Here is a 16,963-nt window from a genome sequence, read left to right on the forward strand (position 1 = left end):
AGCTCTCGGTTCCCCGCAGGCGCCACGCTCTGTGGCGAGATGGTGCATGTCCACACTCGAAGGTTTTGTATGAGCACGCTTGAGATTGCTTCTTTCGACCTCCGCGACACGACCCTGCTGCGTCAGCAGGCGTTTATCGCGGGTGAATGGTCCGATGCGGACGACCGCGAGACTGTCGCTGTCACCAATCCGGCCAATGGGCGAGTGATCGGCACCGTTCCGATGTGCGGCACCGCAGAGACGGTGCGCGCCATCGCCGCCGCCGAGGTCGTACAGCGAGCCTGGGCAAAGCGACCGGCCAAGGAGCGCGCGGCCATCCTGCGCCGCCTCAACGACCTGATGCTGGCCAACCAGGACGACCTGGCGCTGATCATGACCAGCGAGCAGGGCAAGCCGCTGGCCGAGAGCAAGGGCGAGATTGCCTACGCGGCCTCCTTCATCGAATGGTTCGCCGAGGAAGCGCGCCGGGTCTATGGCGACACCATCCCGGCGCCGCAGGCCGACCGCCGCATCCTGGCGCTCAAGCAGCCGGTCGGCGTGACGGCGGCGATCACGCCCTGGAACTTCCCGACCGCGATGCTGACGCGCAAGGCTGGCCCGGCACTGGCCGCCGGCTGCGCGATGGTGGTCAAGCCCGCCACCCAGACGCCGTTCTCGGCGCTGGCCTTTGCCGAGCTGGCCGACCGCGCCGGGCTGCCCAAGGGCCTGTTGTCGGTCCTCACCGGCTCGGCCTCGAAGATCGGAGGCGAGATGACGCGAAGCCCCATCGTGCGCAAGCTGACGTTCACCGGCTCGACCGAGGTCGGCCGCACGCTCATGAAGCAGTCGGCCGACACCATCAAGAAGCTCTCGCTTGAGCTAGGCGGCAATGCGCCTTTCATCGTCTTCGACGATGCCGACATCGATGCCGCGGTCGAAGGCGCCATGGTCTCCAAGTACCGCAACACGGGCCAGACCTGCGTCTGCGCCAACCGCCTCTACGTGCAGCGCGGCGTGCTGGAGGCCTTCTCGCAGAAGCTGGTGGCCAAGGTGAACGCGCTCAAGGTCGGCAACGGCACCGAGGCCGGCGTGACGCAGGGCCCGCTGATCGACGACAAGGCCGTGGCCAAGATCGAGGAGCACGTGGCGGACGCCGTCGCCAAGGGCGGCAAGGTGTTGGCCGGCGGAAAGCGCCACGCGCTGGGCGGCAACTTCTACATGCCGACGGTGATCGGCGGCGCCACCGCCCAGATGCTGGTGGCCCACGAGGAGACCTTCGGTCCGTTGGCGCCGATCTTCGCCTTCGACACCGAGGAGGAGGCAATCGCCGCCGCGAACGACACCGAGTTTGGCCTTGCCGCGTACTTCTACAGCCGCGACATCGGCCGCATCATGCGTGTGGCCGAGGCGCTCGAATCCGGCATCGTCGGCGTCAACACCGGCCTGGTCTCGACCGCCGAGGCGCCCTTTGGCGGCGTCAAGCAATCGGGCCTGGGCCGCGAGGGCTCAAAGTACGGACTCGATGATTTTCTCGAGGTCAAGTACGTCTGCTTGGCGGGCTTGGACAAGTAAGTGTTCGGGCGCCTTGACGGGAGCTACTACGTCTCTCGCCTGTGCTCGCCTGACGGACTATGAAGCGCGCGCGCCTTTCGTAATTTCTGACCATCCACGCTCTGAGACGCCGCACGCCCTGGTGTCCTGCATCTGCGGAGACGCTGGGCGTCAACCTCACCTTGACATGCCTTCGGCAGATAAGCCGCTTGCAGACCCTCGGCCTGGGTCGTCCAAATGGACGCGAAGCGCGATAGGCGCGTCGGCGCGTCGCTTCGCTCAGAGCTGAACAATTCCTAGCGCTGGTTCGGGGGAACGAGCAGAGCGAGCCCTACTATCGCTGCCGGTAGCCCTGAGCAGGAAGGCTCGCGAGGCCTATGTCGCTCGCTGCGTCGATCTGTTCTGGCGGGGCTATCGCAAGCAGTCAAGCAGTAGTAGATTGCAGCCGAGAAGCTGAGGCCTTGAGGGAGACTAGATTTGCCAGCTTGACGCCCGTCTTGGCCTGCAGCGCCTCGAAGCTCACGCCCTCGGCGAGCTCGACCACCCTGAGACCCTCGGGCGTGACGTCCATCACGGCCAGGTCGGTGATGATGCGGTCGACCACGCCAACGCCGGTCAGCGGCAGGGTGCACTGCTCGAGGATCTTGAGGTCCTCGGTGCCGTCCTTCTTCTTCGCGACGTGTTCCATCAGCACGATCACGCGCTTGACGCCGGCCACCAGGTCCATCGCGCCGCCCATGCCCTTGACCATCTTGCCGGGGATCATCCAGTTGGCGAGGTCGCCCTTGGCGCTCACCTGCATGGCGCCCAGGATCGACAGGTTGATCTTGCCGCCGCGGATCATCGCGAAGCTGTCGTGGCTGCCGAAGATGGCAGAGCCGGGAATGGTTGTCACGGTCTGCTTGCCGGCGTTGATGAGGTCGGCGTCGACGTTGTCTTCAGTGGGGAAGGCGCCGATGCCGAGCATGCCGTTCTCGCTCTGCAGCCACACTTCCTTGGTGCCGGTGTGGTTGGCCACCAGCGTCGGGATGCCGATGCCCAGGTTGACGTAGAAGCCGTCTTCGAGTTCTTGGGCCGCGCGCGCGGCCATCCAGTCTTGGGTCCAGGGCATCTCAGGCTCCTTTGGTGTCGTTCTTGATGGGCGCGGGCACTTCGCTGCCGGCGGCGGCATCGACGGGCGCCGCGGCGCTCACGGTGCGCTTCTCGATGCGCTTCTCGGGCTTGGCGTTAATGGGCAAGGCTTGTCTCGTTTGTCTGATGCAAAGCCAGCCGAGGGTGAACTCCCGCGCTCGCTGAGCGGACGCGATCGTAATCGTGAGCGTGCCGACGTGGCCTGTTCTACGTTAGTCGCAATTGACATAGCGGGCATGCCGCCGGCAGGTTCCTGCTGGCCGTCGCCTCCGCGTGCTCAAGCCTTGGATGCAGTGGCCTTCGTCAGAGCGGTCCCCACCGGCTCTGCTCCGAACCAGATCTCTCCTGCCAGCGCTTCGGCACATGTGGAGATGACATGGCGGCGGCCTTCGCGCACGGCCTGCGAATGATTCCGTGCCTGGTTCTCACATAGTGCCCATGTGAGATAGAGGCCGCGTATCGGCGCCCAGCTGATTGAATCTGCCATGCCGCTGCTGTAGAGGGAGCATGCAGGTACGACCGTGAAACCGATCCCGCGCCTCGCGAGGTCCAGGCAGAGCGTCAGCGTGTCAGTCTCGACGGCTAGCTGAAAGCTCATGCCCTTGCGCATCATCGAATGCTCGACATGTGCGCGAAGCACATTGGGCCGCGCCGGAAGGACGAGCTTGACGCCATCGAGCATTGAAAGTGGCGCGGGTTCGTCCGGCCGCATCCCGTCGGATTTGGCCCCCACCAGGACCAGCGGCTCCCTCAATAGAGCCGTCTGCCGATAGCCGGCAGCCGGTGAGGTGTCGAAGGGCACGATGCACAGGTCCAGAAGGCCGGCGAACATGTAGTCGCGCAAAGCATTGCTCACGCCCTCGTAGACGCGCAGCGTCACATTCGGGTACTGCTTCACCATGTGCTCGACGAACGGCGAGGTGAATACGTGCTGCCAAGAGGTGGGGATTCCGATGGCTATCTGGCCCGCGGCCTTTTCACCGACCTGCTCCTTCAGGATCGTGAACTGCCTCAGCAACGGGCGTGCACGGTCCGCGAGCAGTGTCCCTGCATCCGTGAGATGAACTCCGCCTTGGGTGCGATTGAAGAGCTTCGTTCCCATTTCGTGCTCGAGCGATGCCACGTGTCTTGAGAGGGCTGGCTGAGACAGGTGAAGGTCTGACGCAGCCTTGTTGATGCTCCCCAGTTCGGCGATACGCAGGAAGTACTCGAGCAACTTGGAATCCATCTCGGTGTTCTCCGATTATTGGATAACAACTATAGCCGGCCAGCATTATTCTGATAACCCTTCACTGGCTAGCATTCACACCCATAGCCGAGGCAAGACACGGCGAGGCGCATAGGAGACATATACATGAGCAATCTTTCGCTCGCCGCGGCAGGCGCAGTCGACGACATCCGTCGGGCCAACCTTCGCCGCCTGTTGGCGCCGAAATCCATCGCTGTGGTCGGTGCCTCGGCAGATCCGTCGAAGGCCGGCTCGCAGGCGATGAAGTCGCTTTCCACCTTTCCGGGACGCCTTGTCGGCGTGCACCCTCGTGAAAAGGAGATCCAGGGCTTTCCTTGCTATCCCGACTTCGCTTCGCTGCCGGAGCCCGTCGATCTGGCGATTCTTGCCATACCCGCGCAGCACTGCGTGAAGGCGGCAGCCGACGCCGCCGAACGAGGGGTAGGGGGGATCTTCATCATCTCCGGTGGCTTCGGCGAAACGGGGGAAGCCGGCGCTGCGCTCCAGACGCAGCTCGCCGAGATCTGCCGGAGAACGGGGCTTCGCCTCCTGGGCCCCAACACGTCGGGGTTCATCAATCCGCACAATGCTTGCGTCGCCAGTTTTGTTCCCGGCGTTGACAAGCTGCCCAAGGGCAACGTAGCCGTCATTGCGCAGTCGGGCGGCGTCAACCTGAGCATCAGCTTCCTGGTGGAACGGCTGGGCGCCGGGCTCTCGTTGGCCGTCGGCTTGGGTAACGCGGTCGACGTCGGAAGCGCCGATGTGCTCGAAATGCTGGCCGACGATCCGGCCACTGCGGCCATCGCGCTCCACCTGGAAGGTGTTCCGAACGGGCGTGAACTCTTCGACACGTTGAAACGCGTCACGCCACGCAAGCCGGTGGTGGTCCTGGTGGCTGGCAAGGCCGACATCGGTGAGTTCGCCGTGTCGCACACCGGAAACCTGATGGGATCGCATCAGCGCACCGTTTCTGCGTTGGCGCAGGCGGGCGTGGTCGTGGTCGACTCCACGGAGGATCTGGCGCAGGCCGCGGTGGTTCTGGCCCATCGACGTCTGGCTCCGAAGGAGCGCAATGCCTTCGGATTGGTGACGGGTCAGGCAGGGCCCGGGCTGTTGATCGTCGACGGGCTCAAGTCCGCCGGTGTCGATGTCCCCGAACTGAGCCCGGCCTCGATGGAGAAGATTCAAGCCCTTCTGCCGCCAATGACCTTCGTGAAGAATCCTGTCGACACGGGTCGTCCAGGGCCAAGCTTTCCGCTGGTGGTGCAGCATGTGGCCGAGGATCAGCGTATCGACGCGGTTCTGGTCTTCGGATTGAGTGAGCCCGCCGTGCTGGATCCATCCACTGCGCTGAAGCCTGCGTTCGTTGCCACCGGGAAGCCGATCGTGTTCGGTACGCTGGGCATGGCCGAAGACCTGGTGCCAGCGCTCGAGGACCTGCGTCGAGACGGCATTCCTGCCGTTCAAAGTCCGGAGCGCCTCGTCCTCTCGGGCGTTGCCCTTGATGCGGATTCGCGCGCCCAATGGCGGCTCGCCCGTCTGAGCGGCGACGGTGCTGTGAAGGTCGGCCAGCAGCTCGTCGGACCGTTCAACGAAGACCGCTCGAAGGAGCTGCTCGGTACCTACGGCATCGACAGTCCGCAACGCAGGTTGTGCGTCGGCCGCGCGGCCGTGCTGGAGGCCTTTCAGCAGCTGCGAAAGCCGGTCGTTGTGAAGATCTCCGCGGACGATGTGCCCCACAAGACCGAGGTTGGCGGCGTCTTTCTCGACGTGCGCGACGCAGCAGGGCTGAACGTGGCCCTTGACTCGATCGCAAGGATCCCGACATCTACCCCGGATCGCGTGCTTATCGAAGAGATGGCGCCCCTGGGCGTCGAGCTCATCGTGGGCGCGGTGCGCGATTCATCCTGGGGTCCATGCGTGGTGATCGGGCTGGGCGGCGTCCTCGCTGAGGCGGTGGCCGACTCCGCCGTGCGGCTCGCGCCGCTTGCAGAAGAGGACGTGTCAGAGATGCTGGAAAGCCTGAGAGGCAAGAAGCTCTTGGACGGCTTCCGCAATCTTCCTCGTTGTGACCGAGCGGCCATCCGCAAGGCGGCAGTGGCCTTGGGTCGGTTGCTGATCGAGCATCCCGAGATCTCCGAGGTCGAGATCAACCCGTTGCGTGTGAATACGGAAGGCGCCCTGGCGCTGGACGCTCTCGTAGTGCTCGCGCCCAGCACTTGACAAACCAAGGAGAACATCAATGAAGATTCGAGTGATCGGTGGCGGTCCTGCGGGACTTTTCTACGCGTACCTGATGAAACGCGACGATCCGAGCCATGACGTCGTGGTCTACGAACGCGATCCCGAGAATGCCACGTACGGATGGGGCGTCGTGTTCTCGGACGTGGCCTTGTCCTTCGTCAAAGACCTGGCTCCGGAGCTCTACGAAGCCATCACCCGCAAACAGGTCGTCTTCGACGAAATGGCGGTGGTGCACCAGGGCGTGAACGTCACGTTGGCGCATAACACCTTCCATCGCATGGCGCGCATTGACCTCTTGAAGGGCCTTCACGAGCAATGCCGCAAGATCGGCGTGGAGATCGAGTTCGAACGCAGGTTCGGCGATGTCGATTCGTTCGCGGATGCCGACCTGATCGTCGCTGCGGACGGTGCCAACAGCGCCATCCGTTCGCGCTACAAGGAACAGTTCCAACCCTCGCTGGACGAGCGGCCGAACTACATGGCCTGGTATGGAACCACGAAACTGTTCCCTGCGCTTTCGCTCATCTTCCGCCAGAACGACGACGGCCTGGTCATATCGCACACCTACCAGTTCAGTCCGACGCACAGCACTTTCCTCGTTGAGGTCGACCCAGAGACGTTCCGCAAGGCCGGCCTCGACAAGATGAACGAGGCGGATTCGCTGGCCTACTGCGAGAAGGCGTTCGCGCAGGACCTCGACGGGAATGCACTCCTCTCGAACAAGTCGAACTGGTTTCGCTACACCATCGTCAAGAACAAGCACTGGCATTACAAGAACATCGTTCTGATGGGCGACGCGCTGCGCACCGGCCATCCCTCCGTCGGCTCCGGCACTCGCCTTGCGATGCAGGACTCGATCGCGCTCTTTGATGCCTACAAGAAGTGCGGCCCTGATGTGCCCGCGATGCTTGAGGAGTACGTGAAGATCCGTCAGCCGGGCTCCGATTCGCTGCAGAAGGCCGCGATCAAGAGTACCGAGTGGTATGAGGACCTGGGCCCGAAGCTGCACTTGGACCCGATCTCCTTTGCCTACGACTACCTCACGCGCAGCGGCCGGGTCGACCACACCGAGGTCCGCAAGCGCGATCCCAAGCTGGCTGCGGCCTATGAGCAACTCCACCCTGAACTGACATTCTGAGCGAGCCGACCATGAGCAGCGACCTAGGCAGGATCGAAGACCTTCCGACCGAGTACGTAGAGGCGCTTCGAGAGAACAACACGCTTCCGCTGTGGCCATCCCTGCGGGCGATGCTCCCACATGGCATTCCTGCACGCAGCACGCAGCCGGTCCTGTGGCGCTACAAGGATGTCCGCCCAAACCTGATGCGCGCAGGCGACCTGGCGCCGATCGAGAAGGCAGAGCGCCGCGTGTTCGTCCTGTGCAACCCTGGACTCGGCCTGGACACGATGCGAGCAACGCCGACGATCTATATCGGCATGCAGCTTGTATTGCCCGGCGAGGTCGCGCCCAACCATCGTCACACGCCGTCGGCGGTCCGTGTGGTTGTCGAAGGCACCGGAGGCTTCACGGTCGTAAACGGCGAGAAGCTCCCGATGGAGAAGGGCGACTTGATCCCTTACGCCTCCCGGGCTGTGGCACGAGCACGGACACGAGGGCCAAGGACCTGTCATCTGGCTCGATGCGCTCGACCTGCCACTTGTCTACGGCATGGAGGCCTCCTACAGCATGGAAGGGCCATCGCAAGCGATCACGAAGCCGATCGGCTTCGGTCCCGCTCGCTTCGGTCAGGGCGGTGTGGTTCCCTATAGCTCTCTGGATGCCGCGCGAGAGCGCTTTCCGATGCTTCGTTTTCCCTGGAAGGACGTCAAGCTGGCGCTCAATCACCTGGCGGAAGTAACGTCGCTCGGCGAGCCGGTACAACTCGCTTACGTCAATCCGGAGACGGGGCGCGAGTGCCTGTCCATGCTGGGGTTTTCGGCGATACAGCTGCGACCCGGCGAGGAACTCAAACTGTCCAAGCGCTCAGCGTCCGCGGTGGTCCACGTGGTGGAGGGCGCTGGCACGGCGCTTGTCGCCTCGCGGTCCACGGCGACCCCCATTTCCTTCGCGTGAGCCTCGTAGTTGCGACCGACGCAGAAGATGCGACGGATCGGGAAGGACGCATCGGATCCACGAACCGGAGCCAGGGTTGGTGCAGCCGCGGGGAAAAGTAGTTTGCTCATCTGGGTTCTCACTCAAAGACTTGGTAGATGCCGAGCTTTCTCTGCAGCGGTGCGTCGTCCACCATGAAGAGATAGGCCGGCGATTGATTGGACGCGTTGGCGATCTGAACTTTGCTGTGCGTCGGAACTGCGAAGGTGTCCGTCTCCTCGAACCCGTTTTCAACGCCATCGCGCCTTTCTACTTCACGAAGGCGGCGGAGTACTTCGTGCCTTCCGGCGCCACGATCGCCTACCCTCCGGGGACCAAGAACTACCACTACGAAATGGAGCTGGTCGTTGCCAACGGCAAAGGCGGCTTTCGAATCGAGGAGAAGTCGGCGCTGGAGCATGTCTACGGCTACGCATGCGGCCTGGACATGACCCGGCGTGACCTGCAGCTGACAGCCCGCGAGCAGCGTCGCCCCTGGGATCTGGGCAAGGACTTCGAGCAGTCCGCGGTGATGGCGGAAATCGTCCCGGCGAGCGAGGTCGGTCCGCTGTCGTCAGGCCGCATCGAACTGCGTGTCAACGGGGCGACCAAGCAATCGTCGGATCTCAGCTTGCTGATTCACAAGGCACCAGTCTTGATTTCGCATCTCTCCGGCTTCTATCACCTCCAGCCTGGTGATCTGATTTACACGGGGACGCCGGAAGGAGTGGGTCCCGTGGTCGCGGGGGACGTGATTGATGGCTCGATAGAAGGGTTGGGATCGATCCGCCTGATCCTCGCCGACGGCGAGTGACATCTGCGCGGCGAACCATCTTTACAGCCTGTTTTTAGCGCGATGGCTTGAAGCCGGAAAGGGCAACCATCCTTGCCTTGAGAGCCTCGATGAATGCGGTCACGCGCGCGGGCCTGTAGATGCCTGGAGGCAGCGCGACATGAATGGCGATGGGTTCGAGCCACCAATTCGCCAGCACCCGTTGCACCCGACCGGTCTTGAGGTCTTCTTGGCACATCCAGGGGGCCGCCGCGCCGATGCCCGCTCCGTTGAGGATCGCGCGGTAGCTCGACAGCAGGCTGTCGGTCTGGATCGGCGTGTCGAGCATCAACATGCGGGGGCGGCCCAATCGATCCAGCATGCGCACGTTGCCGGTCACGTAGGGCACGAGCCCGACGCAAGGCAACTGCGGAAGACGCGCGATGCTGACGGGCCCCAGCTTCTTGAGCAACTCGGGCGTGGCAATCAGCACGCGCTCCATTGTGCCGAGCTTGCGGCTCACCAATCCGGGATCGCGCACCTCCCCCACGCAGACCCAGCAATCCGCGCCCCATGCAGTCAGGTCGAGCACCCGATCGGTCAGCGTGAGTTCGACGCGCAACGCGGGATGTGCCGCCGTCAGATCGGTCACGGCATCGGTCAGGAAGCCCGTCCCGTACCCCGAAGGCCCGATCACGCGCAGCGTGCCTTCAGGCTGGCTTTGTCCGCCCTTCAGGCGTTGCGACAGGCCTGACCAGCGGTCGCCGAGGTCGCGGGCCTCGACGAGCAGCGAGCGCCCTTCGTCGGTGAGCGAAAAGCTCGCGGTGGTGCGCAGCGCCAGCTTGCAGCCGAGCAGCCGCTCCAGTTCGAGCAGTCGCCGGCTGACCGTGGGCTGCGTCGTGCCCAGCAGCCGCGCCGCCTTGCTGAGCGATCCGCTCTCGCCGATCTTCTGGAACGTGTCGAGCAGGTCGAGCCGGTCATGTACATGCTTCATACGGCGAACGTATAACACTTCATCACTCCATGCGTCTACCGCAAAGCGACCGCGATTTGTATCGTCGGGGCATGAACACCTCGAATTCCCACGCGGCCGGCATCGCCCGGATCGGCGACGAGCCCAAGGGCGGCTCCGTCCTCGGCTTCTACGCACCCAAGGGGTCGGCCCGCCCGCCGCGCGTCGCCCGCGGCGAAGGCATCTTTCTGTGGGATGCGAACGGCAAGCGCTACCTCGATGCAACCGCCGGCGCCGTCGTCGCGAACATAGGCCACGGCAACCCGCGCGTGCTGGCCGCAATGACCGAACAGGCATCGAAAGTGACCTTTGCATACCCGCGCTTTTTCGAGAGCGAGCACAACATTGCGCTGGCCGACAGCGTCTGCGAACTCGCAGGCGAAGGCTTCGACCGCGCCTTCTTCGTGTCGGGTGGATCGGAGGCCAACGAGGCTGCGATCAAGCTCGCGCGCCAGTACGCGGTCGTGACCGGCCAGGGCAGCCGCTCGAAGGTGATCTCGCGCGATCCGAGCTACCACGGCTCGACGCTCGGCGCGCTGGCGGTCACGGGCGATGCCAACACGCTCAACCTGTACGGCCCGATGGTCCGCCCGATGCCCAAGGTGCCGGCGCCCTTGTCATACCGCGTGCCCGATGGCCACACGGTTGAGTCGCACGAGAAGGCATGCGCCGACGCGCTCGAACAGACCATCCTGCGCGAAGGCCCGGAGACGGTGCTGGCCTTCATCCTCGAACCCATCGGCGGCCTCTCGACCGGCGCGGTGGTTTCCTCGGCGGCCTATTTCCAACGCGTGCGCGAGATCTGCGACCGCCACGGCGTGCTGGTGATCTTCGACGAGATCATGAGCGGCGCCGGCCGCACTGGCGCCTTCCTTGCCGCGCACCACTGGGAGGGCGCGCGGCCCGACCTCGTCACGCTCGCCAAGGGCCTGGCCGCCGGATACACCCCGCTCGGTTGCCTGCTCGCACCGAACCGGATGGTCGATGCGATCGCGGGTGCCGGCGGCTTCGTGCACGGCCATACCTACTTCACGAATCCGCTGTCGTGTGCGGTTGCGCGCGCGGTGGTCGACGAGGTCGTGCGGCAAGACCTCGTGACGCGCGCACGCGACATGGGCGAACTGCTGATGGCGCGTCTGCGCGACATCGCATCGCGATCGCCGATCGTCGGCGACGTGCGCGGCAAGGGCCTGCTCACGGCCATCGAGATCGTTTCGGACAAGGCCACGCGCAGCCAGCTGCCGGTCGCTTTCAACGCACCTGCGCGGCTCACCGAGCACGGCTTGAAGCATGGCATCGCGCTCTACAACCGCCGGGCGAACCTCGGCGCTTTCGGCGATTTCCAGATGATCACGCCGCCGCTCACGATCACCGAAGCGGAGATCGACGAGTTGGCCGATCTGCTCGAAAAGTCGCTGGCCGATCTTGCCGACGAGGTCGCGCGCAAGGGCCTCTCGCGCTGAACCCGGCGACCGCACCGATTTCGCAACCCCACCACCCAGGAAAGCCTCCGATGAAGCTCTCGTCCATTCTCAAGGCCGCGCTCGCCTGCACCGCATTGGCCTTCGCCGCCGCGGCCGCGGCACAGATCAACACCGCGCACGGCCCGCTGAAGCTCATCGTCGGCTACCCGGCCGGCGGCTCGGCCGACGTTCAGGCGCGCACGCTCGCCGACAAGCTGGCCGCCGAAATCGGCACGACCGTCGTCGTGGACAACCGCACCGGCGCGGGCGGCGCGATCGCGGCCGACTACGTTCGCACGGCGCCGCCGGACGGGCTCACCGTGCTGCTCGCCAACATGCACATGATGGTCATGCTGCCGCTCACCACGAAGTCGGTGCGCTACGACCCCGTCAAGGACTTCAAGCCCGTCGGCCGCATAGCGAGCTTCTACGTAGGCATCGCGGTGCCCGCGGAGCTGCCGGCCAAGGATGTGAAGCAATGGCTCGACATCGCCGCCAAGGACCCGAAGAAGGCGAACTACGGCGTGCCCGCACCGGGCAGCGTCGCGCAATTCATGGGCTACCGGCTCGGCAGCGACGCCAAGGCCGGCCTCGTGGCCGCGCCCTACCGGGGCGCCGCGCCGCTGGTGCAGGATCTGCTCGGCAACCAGATCTCGGCCGGCATCATGCCCATTGCGGATCTCGTCGCGCACCAGCAGTCGGGCAAGCTCAAGGTGCTGGCGGTGAACGGCGCCAAACGTGCCGCATTGCTGCCCGACGTGCCGACGCTCAAGGAACTCGGCCAGCCGCACTTCGACAATCTGGAATGGACCGGCCTCTTCGTGCCGGCCGGCACGCCGCGACCCATCGTCGACCAGCTGCATGCGGCGCTCGGCAAGGCACTTGCCAACAAGGACGTGCAGGAACGGCTGCTCAAGCTCAGCAGCGATCCGAACCCGAGCACGCCCGAAGAACTCTCGGCCCTCATCGCCGACGACATCAAGCGTTGGGGGCCGGTGGTGAAGGCCTCGGGCTTCACGTCGGAATGACAGCGACCGCCCCGCACCCGATCCCGCCGCACAAACCGCTGCAGCTGCCCGGCCTCCACGGCTACGCCGATGCCAAGACCGTGGCGGCGGGTGATCTCATCCGCTTCCACGTCAGCAGCGACGTACCTTACGAGTTCGCAGTCTGCCGGCTGGGCGGCGACGTCGAAGGACGCAGCGACGACGTGGCGCTCGAAGCGTTCGCGCCGCATCAGGCGCGCGTCCAGCCGATCCACCCCGGCTCCTACGTGCATGTCGAACGCGGTTTGCCGGCCGGCCTGCCGCTGCGCGGATTGAGCTTCGAATGCTGGATCAAGCCCTGGACGGTCGATGTCAGGCAGACCATCGTCAGCCAGCACGACGACCCCGCGCACCGCGGCTTTGCGCTCTTCATCGAACCAGGCGGCGCACTGTCGTTCCACCTTGGAGACAACGCCGCGCCATCGCACGGCCGGCTCGCGACGCGTCGTTGGCAGCACATTGCCGCCACGTGGAACGGCGAACTCGCGGCGCTCTGCATCGATGGGGTGTGCGTGGCGGAGTGGCCTGCGCCGGCGGCCGTCGAGCCCGCAGCCGCGCCGCTGCGGCTGGGCGCGAGCGCCATCGACGGCCGGGCCAACCTGTTCCTCGAAGCGGACCTCGTCATGCCGGCGTTGTACGACCGGGCGCTGTCGAGCCACGAAATTTCCGCGCGCCGCGAACAACGCGGATTGCAGATCGCAACGGGCCGCGCGGTACTCGCCTGTTGGCCGCTGCGGGAAGAACGCGGCTCGCAGGTGGCCGATGCCAGCGGGCATCAACGCACCGGCCGCATCGTCAACCACGCAACCTGGATGATCGTCGGGCCGGCCTTCGAGCCCGGCAAGGTCGGCTACTGCGAAGAAGACGAATCGGCCTACGACCCGCTCCACGATCCGACGCGCGGGCACGGCCTGCGTTTCGCCGGCGACGATCTCTACGACTGCCGCTGGGACGCGGTACACGAATTCCGCGTTCCCAACGACGCCCGGTCCGGCGTCTACGTCGGCCGCGCGCGCTTCGACATCGAAGGCCGCAAGGCGGACTACGACATCACCTTCATCGTGCGCAAGCCCGCGCACGTGGCGCCCGCCCCCCTCCTCGTGCTGTGCGCCGTCAACAGCTGGCTTGCCTACGCCACCACGCCATTCGCGAAGAACGTGGTCGACGATCCGGTGTGGCCGCGCCGTTCGGAGGGCCTGGAGAACAGCCACCCTGAAGCGCCGGCCTACAGCAGCTACGTTTACCACCGCCATGGCCAGCCCTGCTACCAGGTCGGCCTGCGCATGCCCTGGCCCAATGCCAGCCCCAATGCGCTCTACGACCCGGCCGCGAGCGGCTTCAGCCAGTGGACGCGGCTCGAACGCCACCTGCACGTGTGGCTCGAGAAGCAGGGCTACGACTACGACGTGATCGGCGACATCGACCTGCACCGCGACCCATCGCTGCTCGCGCGCTACAAGACCGTCTTCATCAACGGCCACAGCGAATACTGGTCGCTGCCCGGCGTGGAGGGGCTCGACGATTTCCTGAAGCGCGGCGGAAATGCGGTCGTGCTGTCGGGCAACACCATGTACCTGCGAGTGAGCTACGACGAGGACTTTACCGTCATGGAGCAGCGGAAGGTGAACGGGCCCGATCACGACGACGCCAGGCCACCCGTCGGCCCGCCGGCAGGCGCGTTCGGCGAGCAGTACCACAGCCAGGACTGGGCGCGCGGCGGAAGGCTCAAGGCATCGGGCCGGCCGGCCGCCGACATCATCGGCCTCGAAACCGCGGGCTGGGCCTTCGCCGACGGCGACGACTTCGGCGTCTACCACGTCGAGCTGCCGGCGCATGCGCTCTTCAATGAGCCGCAGCCATTGGGCCTCGGCAAGGGCGAAACCTTCGGCCACGCGCCCGGCGGCGGGCTGCCGCGCGCCATCGGGCACGAGTGGGACCTGACCCTCTCGACCCTCGCGAAGATGACGAAGCGCAGCCCCCCAGGTGCTTCCCTGCCCGTCGCGCAAGAGGGCATCGAGGTCATTGCCAAGGGCATCCGGCGCGTCCCGGGCAAGCTGGATGCCTACCTCGACTACTACTCGAGGCTCACCGAATCGCTCGACGGACTTTCGGCCGAAATGATCTATTGGGAGCGACCGCAGGGCGGGCGCGTGTTTCATGCAGGCGCAGTCGGCGCGGCCTGGGTGATTGGCAGCGACCCGCTCTTCGGGAAACTGCTCGGCAATGTGCTGCATCGTTTCGGCGTGGCACCCACGAACCTCGCGCGAGCCCGCACCGGCAAGACTGCATGGTGACCGCACATTCAGAAATCACCTCTCGCACGGCGTCGTCCGCACCGCCCGACGCGCCCCTGTGGACACCTGCGCCCGGCCGCAAGGAACGGGCCCTGATCACGCACTTCGAGGCCTGGCTGGATCGCGAACGCGGTCTTCGCTTCGAGAACTACGAGGCGCTGTGGCAATGGTCGGTGACCGACCTGGAGGGCTTCTGGAGCGCCATCCTCGCCTTCTTCGAGCTTCCATTGCGAACACCGTATGAACGCATACTGTCCGGCGAAGACATGCCGGGCGCCCGCTGGTTCGAAGGCGCCCGGCTCAACCTGGTCGACCAGGTGTTTCGCCACGCCCACCTCGCCGCGCCCGCGATCGTTTTTGAAAGCGAGGCCTCGGGCACCGGCGCCATGAGCTGGAGCGAGCTCCAGCACCATGTGGCATCGGTTGCCCAGGCCTTGCGCGACCTGGGTGTGCAGCAGGGCGACCGGGTGGCCGGCTACCTTCCCAACATTCCCCAGACGGTCGTCGCGTTCTTGGCCGCCGCAAGCCTTGGCGCGGTGTGGTCCCTGTGCGCGCCGGACATGGGGCCGGTGAGCGTGGGCGACCGATTCCGCCAGATCGAGCCGAAGGTGCTGGTCGCGGTGGATGGCTATCGCTTCGGCGGCAAGCCGTTCGACCGCCGCGGCGCACTGGACGAGATCCTGTGCGAGCTGCCGACAGTCACTGGCATCCTCTGGATTCCGCATCTTGATGCGGCTGCACTTCCACCCGGGCAGGCCGCGGGCCGCACGACGGTGCGCTGGCAGGAGACGATCGCGCGCGCGGCGGCCTGGCAACCGGCGGCCCTGCCGGCGGACCACCCGCTGTGGATTCTTTACTCGTCAGGAACGACGGGGCTGCCCAAGGCGATCGTCCACGGCCACGGCGGGGTGCTCGCGAACGGCATGGTGAACATGATCCTGCACGGCGACCTGCACCCGGGCGAGCGCGTCTTCTGGGCGGCCAATACCTCGTGGATGGTCTGGAACGCACACGTCCTGGGGTTGCTGGGGGGCGCCACCCTCGTGCTGTACGACGGCGCCGTGACTGGTGTAGGCGCCGAGCCGGACTGGGGCCACTTGTGGAAGCTGGCGGGGCGGTTGGGCGTTCACGTATTCGGCGCCGGGGCCGCGATCCACCACGCGTGCCTGAAGGCCGGCATCGTGCCGCGCGAGATCGCGGATCTGCGGCAGTTGCACACGGTGTCGTCCACCGGCTCTCCCCTTACACCCGAGGCTTGCGAATGGCTCTACAGTGCCGTTAAACGCGAGCTCTGGCTCAACATCGTTTCCGGCGGAACGGACATCGCCGGTGGCTTCCTGGTGGGGCTCCCGACCCTGCCGGTGCGCACGGGCGAGATGCAATGCCGCACATTGGGCGCCTGCGTGCAGGCGTGGAACGAGGCCGGCCAGCCCGTGCTGGACGAGGTGGGGGAACTGGTGTGCACCAGGCCCCTGCCTTCGATGCCGCTGTACTTCTGGGGAGATACGGACAACCGGCGGTACTTGGAGAGCTACTTTGAGAGCTTCAAGGACAGCCAGGGCCGCAACGTCTGGCGGCATGGCGACTGGCTGCGTCTGGCGTCACGGCCGGAAGCGACGGCGGGAGTGATCTACGGCCGTTCGGACACCACTATCAACCGCCAGGGCGTGCGCATGGGAACGTCCGAGCTGTACCGCGTGGTCCAGGGCATCGCCGAAGTGCGGGACAGCCTGGTCGTGGACCTGGAGTACCTCGGGCGCGATTCGTACATGGCGCTGTTCATCCAGCTGCAACCCGGCATCAAGCTAGACGAGCCGCTGGAGCAGCGCATCCGGCAGGCCTTGCGCTCGGGCCTGTCGGCCCGCCACGTGCCCAACGAAATCGTCCAGGTGAGCATGATCCCCAAGACCATCACCGGCAAGAAGCTGGAGTTGCCCGTCAAGAAGCTCCTGCTGGGCTACGCGCTCGAGAAGGTCGTGAGCCGCGATGCGCTGGCCGAGCCCGAGAGCATCGACTGGTACGTGGATTTCGCCGAAAGATACCGCCGTCGCATCGGCTGATGCGGCTGTGCGAGGTTGTCCGCGCCAAGCAGCACGAAGCCCTGGGCAAAGCTTGGATAGATCGGATCGGACTGGCGCGTGATCACATCGT

General features: G+C 65.4%; 14 protein-coding genes and 1 pseudogene. 10 read left to right on the top strand and 5 right to left on the bottom strand.

All coding sequences use genetic code 11. The features are described 5' to 3' along the window. The first annotated feature begins 69 nt into the window (after positions 1 to 69). Positions 70 to 1,551, top strand: coding sequence for an NAD-dependent succinate-semialdehyde dehydrogenase (locus tag AC3A6X_RS21240; protein WP_487844049.1), 1,482 nt, complete (start codon positions 70 to 72; stop codon positions 1,549 to 1,551). 403 nt (positions 1,552 to 1,954) lie between these two features. Here the strand turns inward: AC3A6X_RS21240 and AC3A6X_RS21245 are convergent, their stop codons facing one another. From AC3A6X_RS21245 to AC3A6X_RS21255, 3 genes are all read right to left on the bottom strand, one after another. After that, on the bottom strand, positions 1,955 to 2,641 hold the full coding sequence (locus AC3A6X_RS21245; RefSeq protein WP_487844050.1) for a 3-oxoacid CoA-transferase subunit B: 687 nt from the start codon (positions 2,639 to 2,641) through the stop codon (positions 1,955 to 1,957). Position 2,642: 1 nt separating this feature from the next. Then, positions 2,643 to 2,768: a hypothetical protein gene (locus AC3A6X_RS21250; RefSeq protein WP_487844051.1), complete on the bottom strand. Its 126-nt coding sequence runs from the start codon at positions 2,766 to 2,768 to the stop codon at positions 2,643 to 2,645. A gap of 170 nt (positions 2,769 to 2,938) precedes the next feature. Continuing rightward, positions 2,939 to 3,889, bottom strand: a complete 951-nt coding sequence (locus tag AC3A6X_RS21255; RefSeq protein WP_487844052.1) for a LysR family transcriptional regulator — start codon at positions 3,887 to 3,889, stop codon at positions 2,939 to 2,941. Between the two features lie 126 nt (positions 3,890 to 4,015). Here AC3A6X_RS21255 and AC3A6X_RS21260 point away from each other — a divergent pair, with 126 nt between their 5' ends. From AC3A6X_RS21260 to AC3A6X_RS21275, 4 genes are all read left to right on the top strand, one after another. Continuing rightward, positions 4,016 to 6,112, top strand: a complete 2,097-nt coding sequence (locus tag AC3A6X_RS21260) for an acetate--CoA ligase family protein (protein WP_487844053.1) — start codon at positions 4,016 to 4,018, stop codon at positions 6,110 to 6,112. Between the two features lie 19 nt (positions 6,113 to 6,131). Continuing rightward, positions 6,132 to 7,271: an FAD-dependent monooxygenase gene (locus AC3A6X_RS21265; RefSeq protein WP_487844054.1), complete on the top strand. Its 1,140-nt coding sequence runs from the start codon at positions 6,132 to 6,134 to the stop codon at positions 7,269 to 7,271. A 299-nt stretch (positions 7,272 to 7,570) separates the two neighbouring features. Then, complete coding sequence (locus AC3A6X_RS21270) at positions 7,571 to 7,903, top strand: cupin domain-containing protein (RefSeq protein ID WP_487844092.1); 333 nt, start codon at positions 7,571 to 7,573, stop codon at positions 7,901 to 7,903. Continuing rightward, complete coding sequence (locus AC3A6X_RS21275) at positions 7,803 to 8,207, top strand: cupin domain-containing protein (protein ID WP_487844096.1); 405 nt, start codon at positions 7,803 to 7,805, stop codon at positions 8,205 to 8,207. The genes AC3A6X_RS21270 and AC3A6X_RS21275 overlap by 101 nt, the downstream gene beginning before the upstream one ends. Here AC3A6X_RS21275 and AC3A6X_RS21280 read toward each other — a convergent pair. Continuing rightward, a pseudogene (locus AC3A6X_RS21280) lies at positions 8,171 to 8,317 on the bottom strand (fumarylacetoacetate hydrolase family protein); the annotation flags it as partial. The gene AC3A6X_RS21275 and the pseudogene AC3A6X_RS21280 sit on opposite strands and share 37 nt — an antisense overlap. 83 nt (positions 8,318 to 8,400) lie before the next feature. Here AC3A6X_RS21280 and AC3A6X_RS21285 point away from each other — a divergent pair. Continuing rightward, complete coding sequence (locus tag AC3A6X_RS21285; protein WP_487844055.1) at positions 8,401 to 9,039, top strand: fumarylacetoacetate hydrolase family protein; 639 nt, start codon at positions 8,401 to 8,403, stop codon at positions 9,037 to 9,039. A gap of 34 nt (positions 9,040 to 9,073) precedes the next feature. Here AC3A6X_RS21285 and AC3A6X_RS21290 read toward each other — a convergent pair whose 3' ends face one another. Further along, the gene (locus AC3A6X_RS21290) at positions 9,074 to 9,991 is read right to left on the bottom strand and encodes a LysR substrate-binding domain-containing protein (protein ID WP_487844056.1); all 918 of its coding nucleotides are present in this window, start codon (positions 9,989 to 9,991) and stop codon (positions 9,074 to 9,076) included. Positions 9,992 to 10,062: 71 nt separating this feature from the next. On the opposite strand from AC3A6X_RS21290, the gene AC3A6X_RS21295 reads away from it, so the two are divergent. The 4 genes from AC3A6X_RS21295 to AC3A6X_RS21310 are packed head-to-tail and all read left to right on the top strand — an operon-like array spanning position 10,063 to position 16,872. Further along, entirely contained in the window at positions 10,063 to 11,472 is a 1,410-nt protein-coding gene (locus AC3A6X_RS21295; protein WP_487844057.1) for an aminotransferase family protein, read from the top strand. A gap of 50 nt (positions 11,473 to 11,522) precedes the next feature. Further along, entirely contained in the window at positions 11,523 to 12,500 is a 978-nt protein-coding gene (locus AC3A6X_RS21300; protein WP_487844058.1) for a Bug family tripartite tricarboxylate transporter substrate binding protein, read from the top strand. Continuing rightward, the gene (locus AC3A6X_RS21305; protein ID WP_487844059.1) at positions 12,497 to 14,812 is read left to right on the top strand and encodes a N,N-dimethylformamidase beta subunit family domain-containing protein; all 2,316 of its coding nucleotides are present in this window, start codon (positions 12,497 to 12,499) and stop codon (positions 14,810 to 14,812) included. The genes AC3A6X_RS21300 and AC3A6X_RS21305 overlap by 4 nt, the downstream gene beginning before the upstream one ends. Next, the gene (locus AC3A6X_RS21310; RefSeq protein WP_487844060.1) at positions 14,806 to 16,872 is read left to right on the top strand and encodes an acetoacetate--CoA ligase; all 2,067 of its coding nucleotides are present in this window, start codon (positions 14,806 to 14,808) and stop codon (positions 16,870 to 16,872) included. The genes AC3A6X_RS21305 and AC3A6X_RS21310 overlap by 7 nt, the downstream gene beginning before the upstream one ends. Positions 16,873 to 16,963 lie beyond the last annotated feature (91 nt).

It is taken from the genome of Variovorax sp. Soil_C_12 (assembly GCF_057657375.1).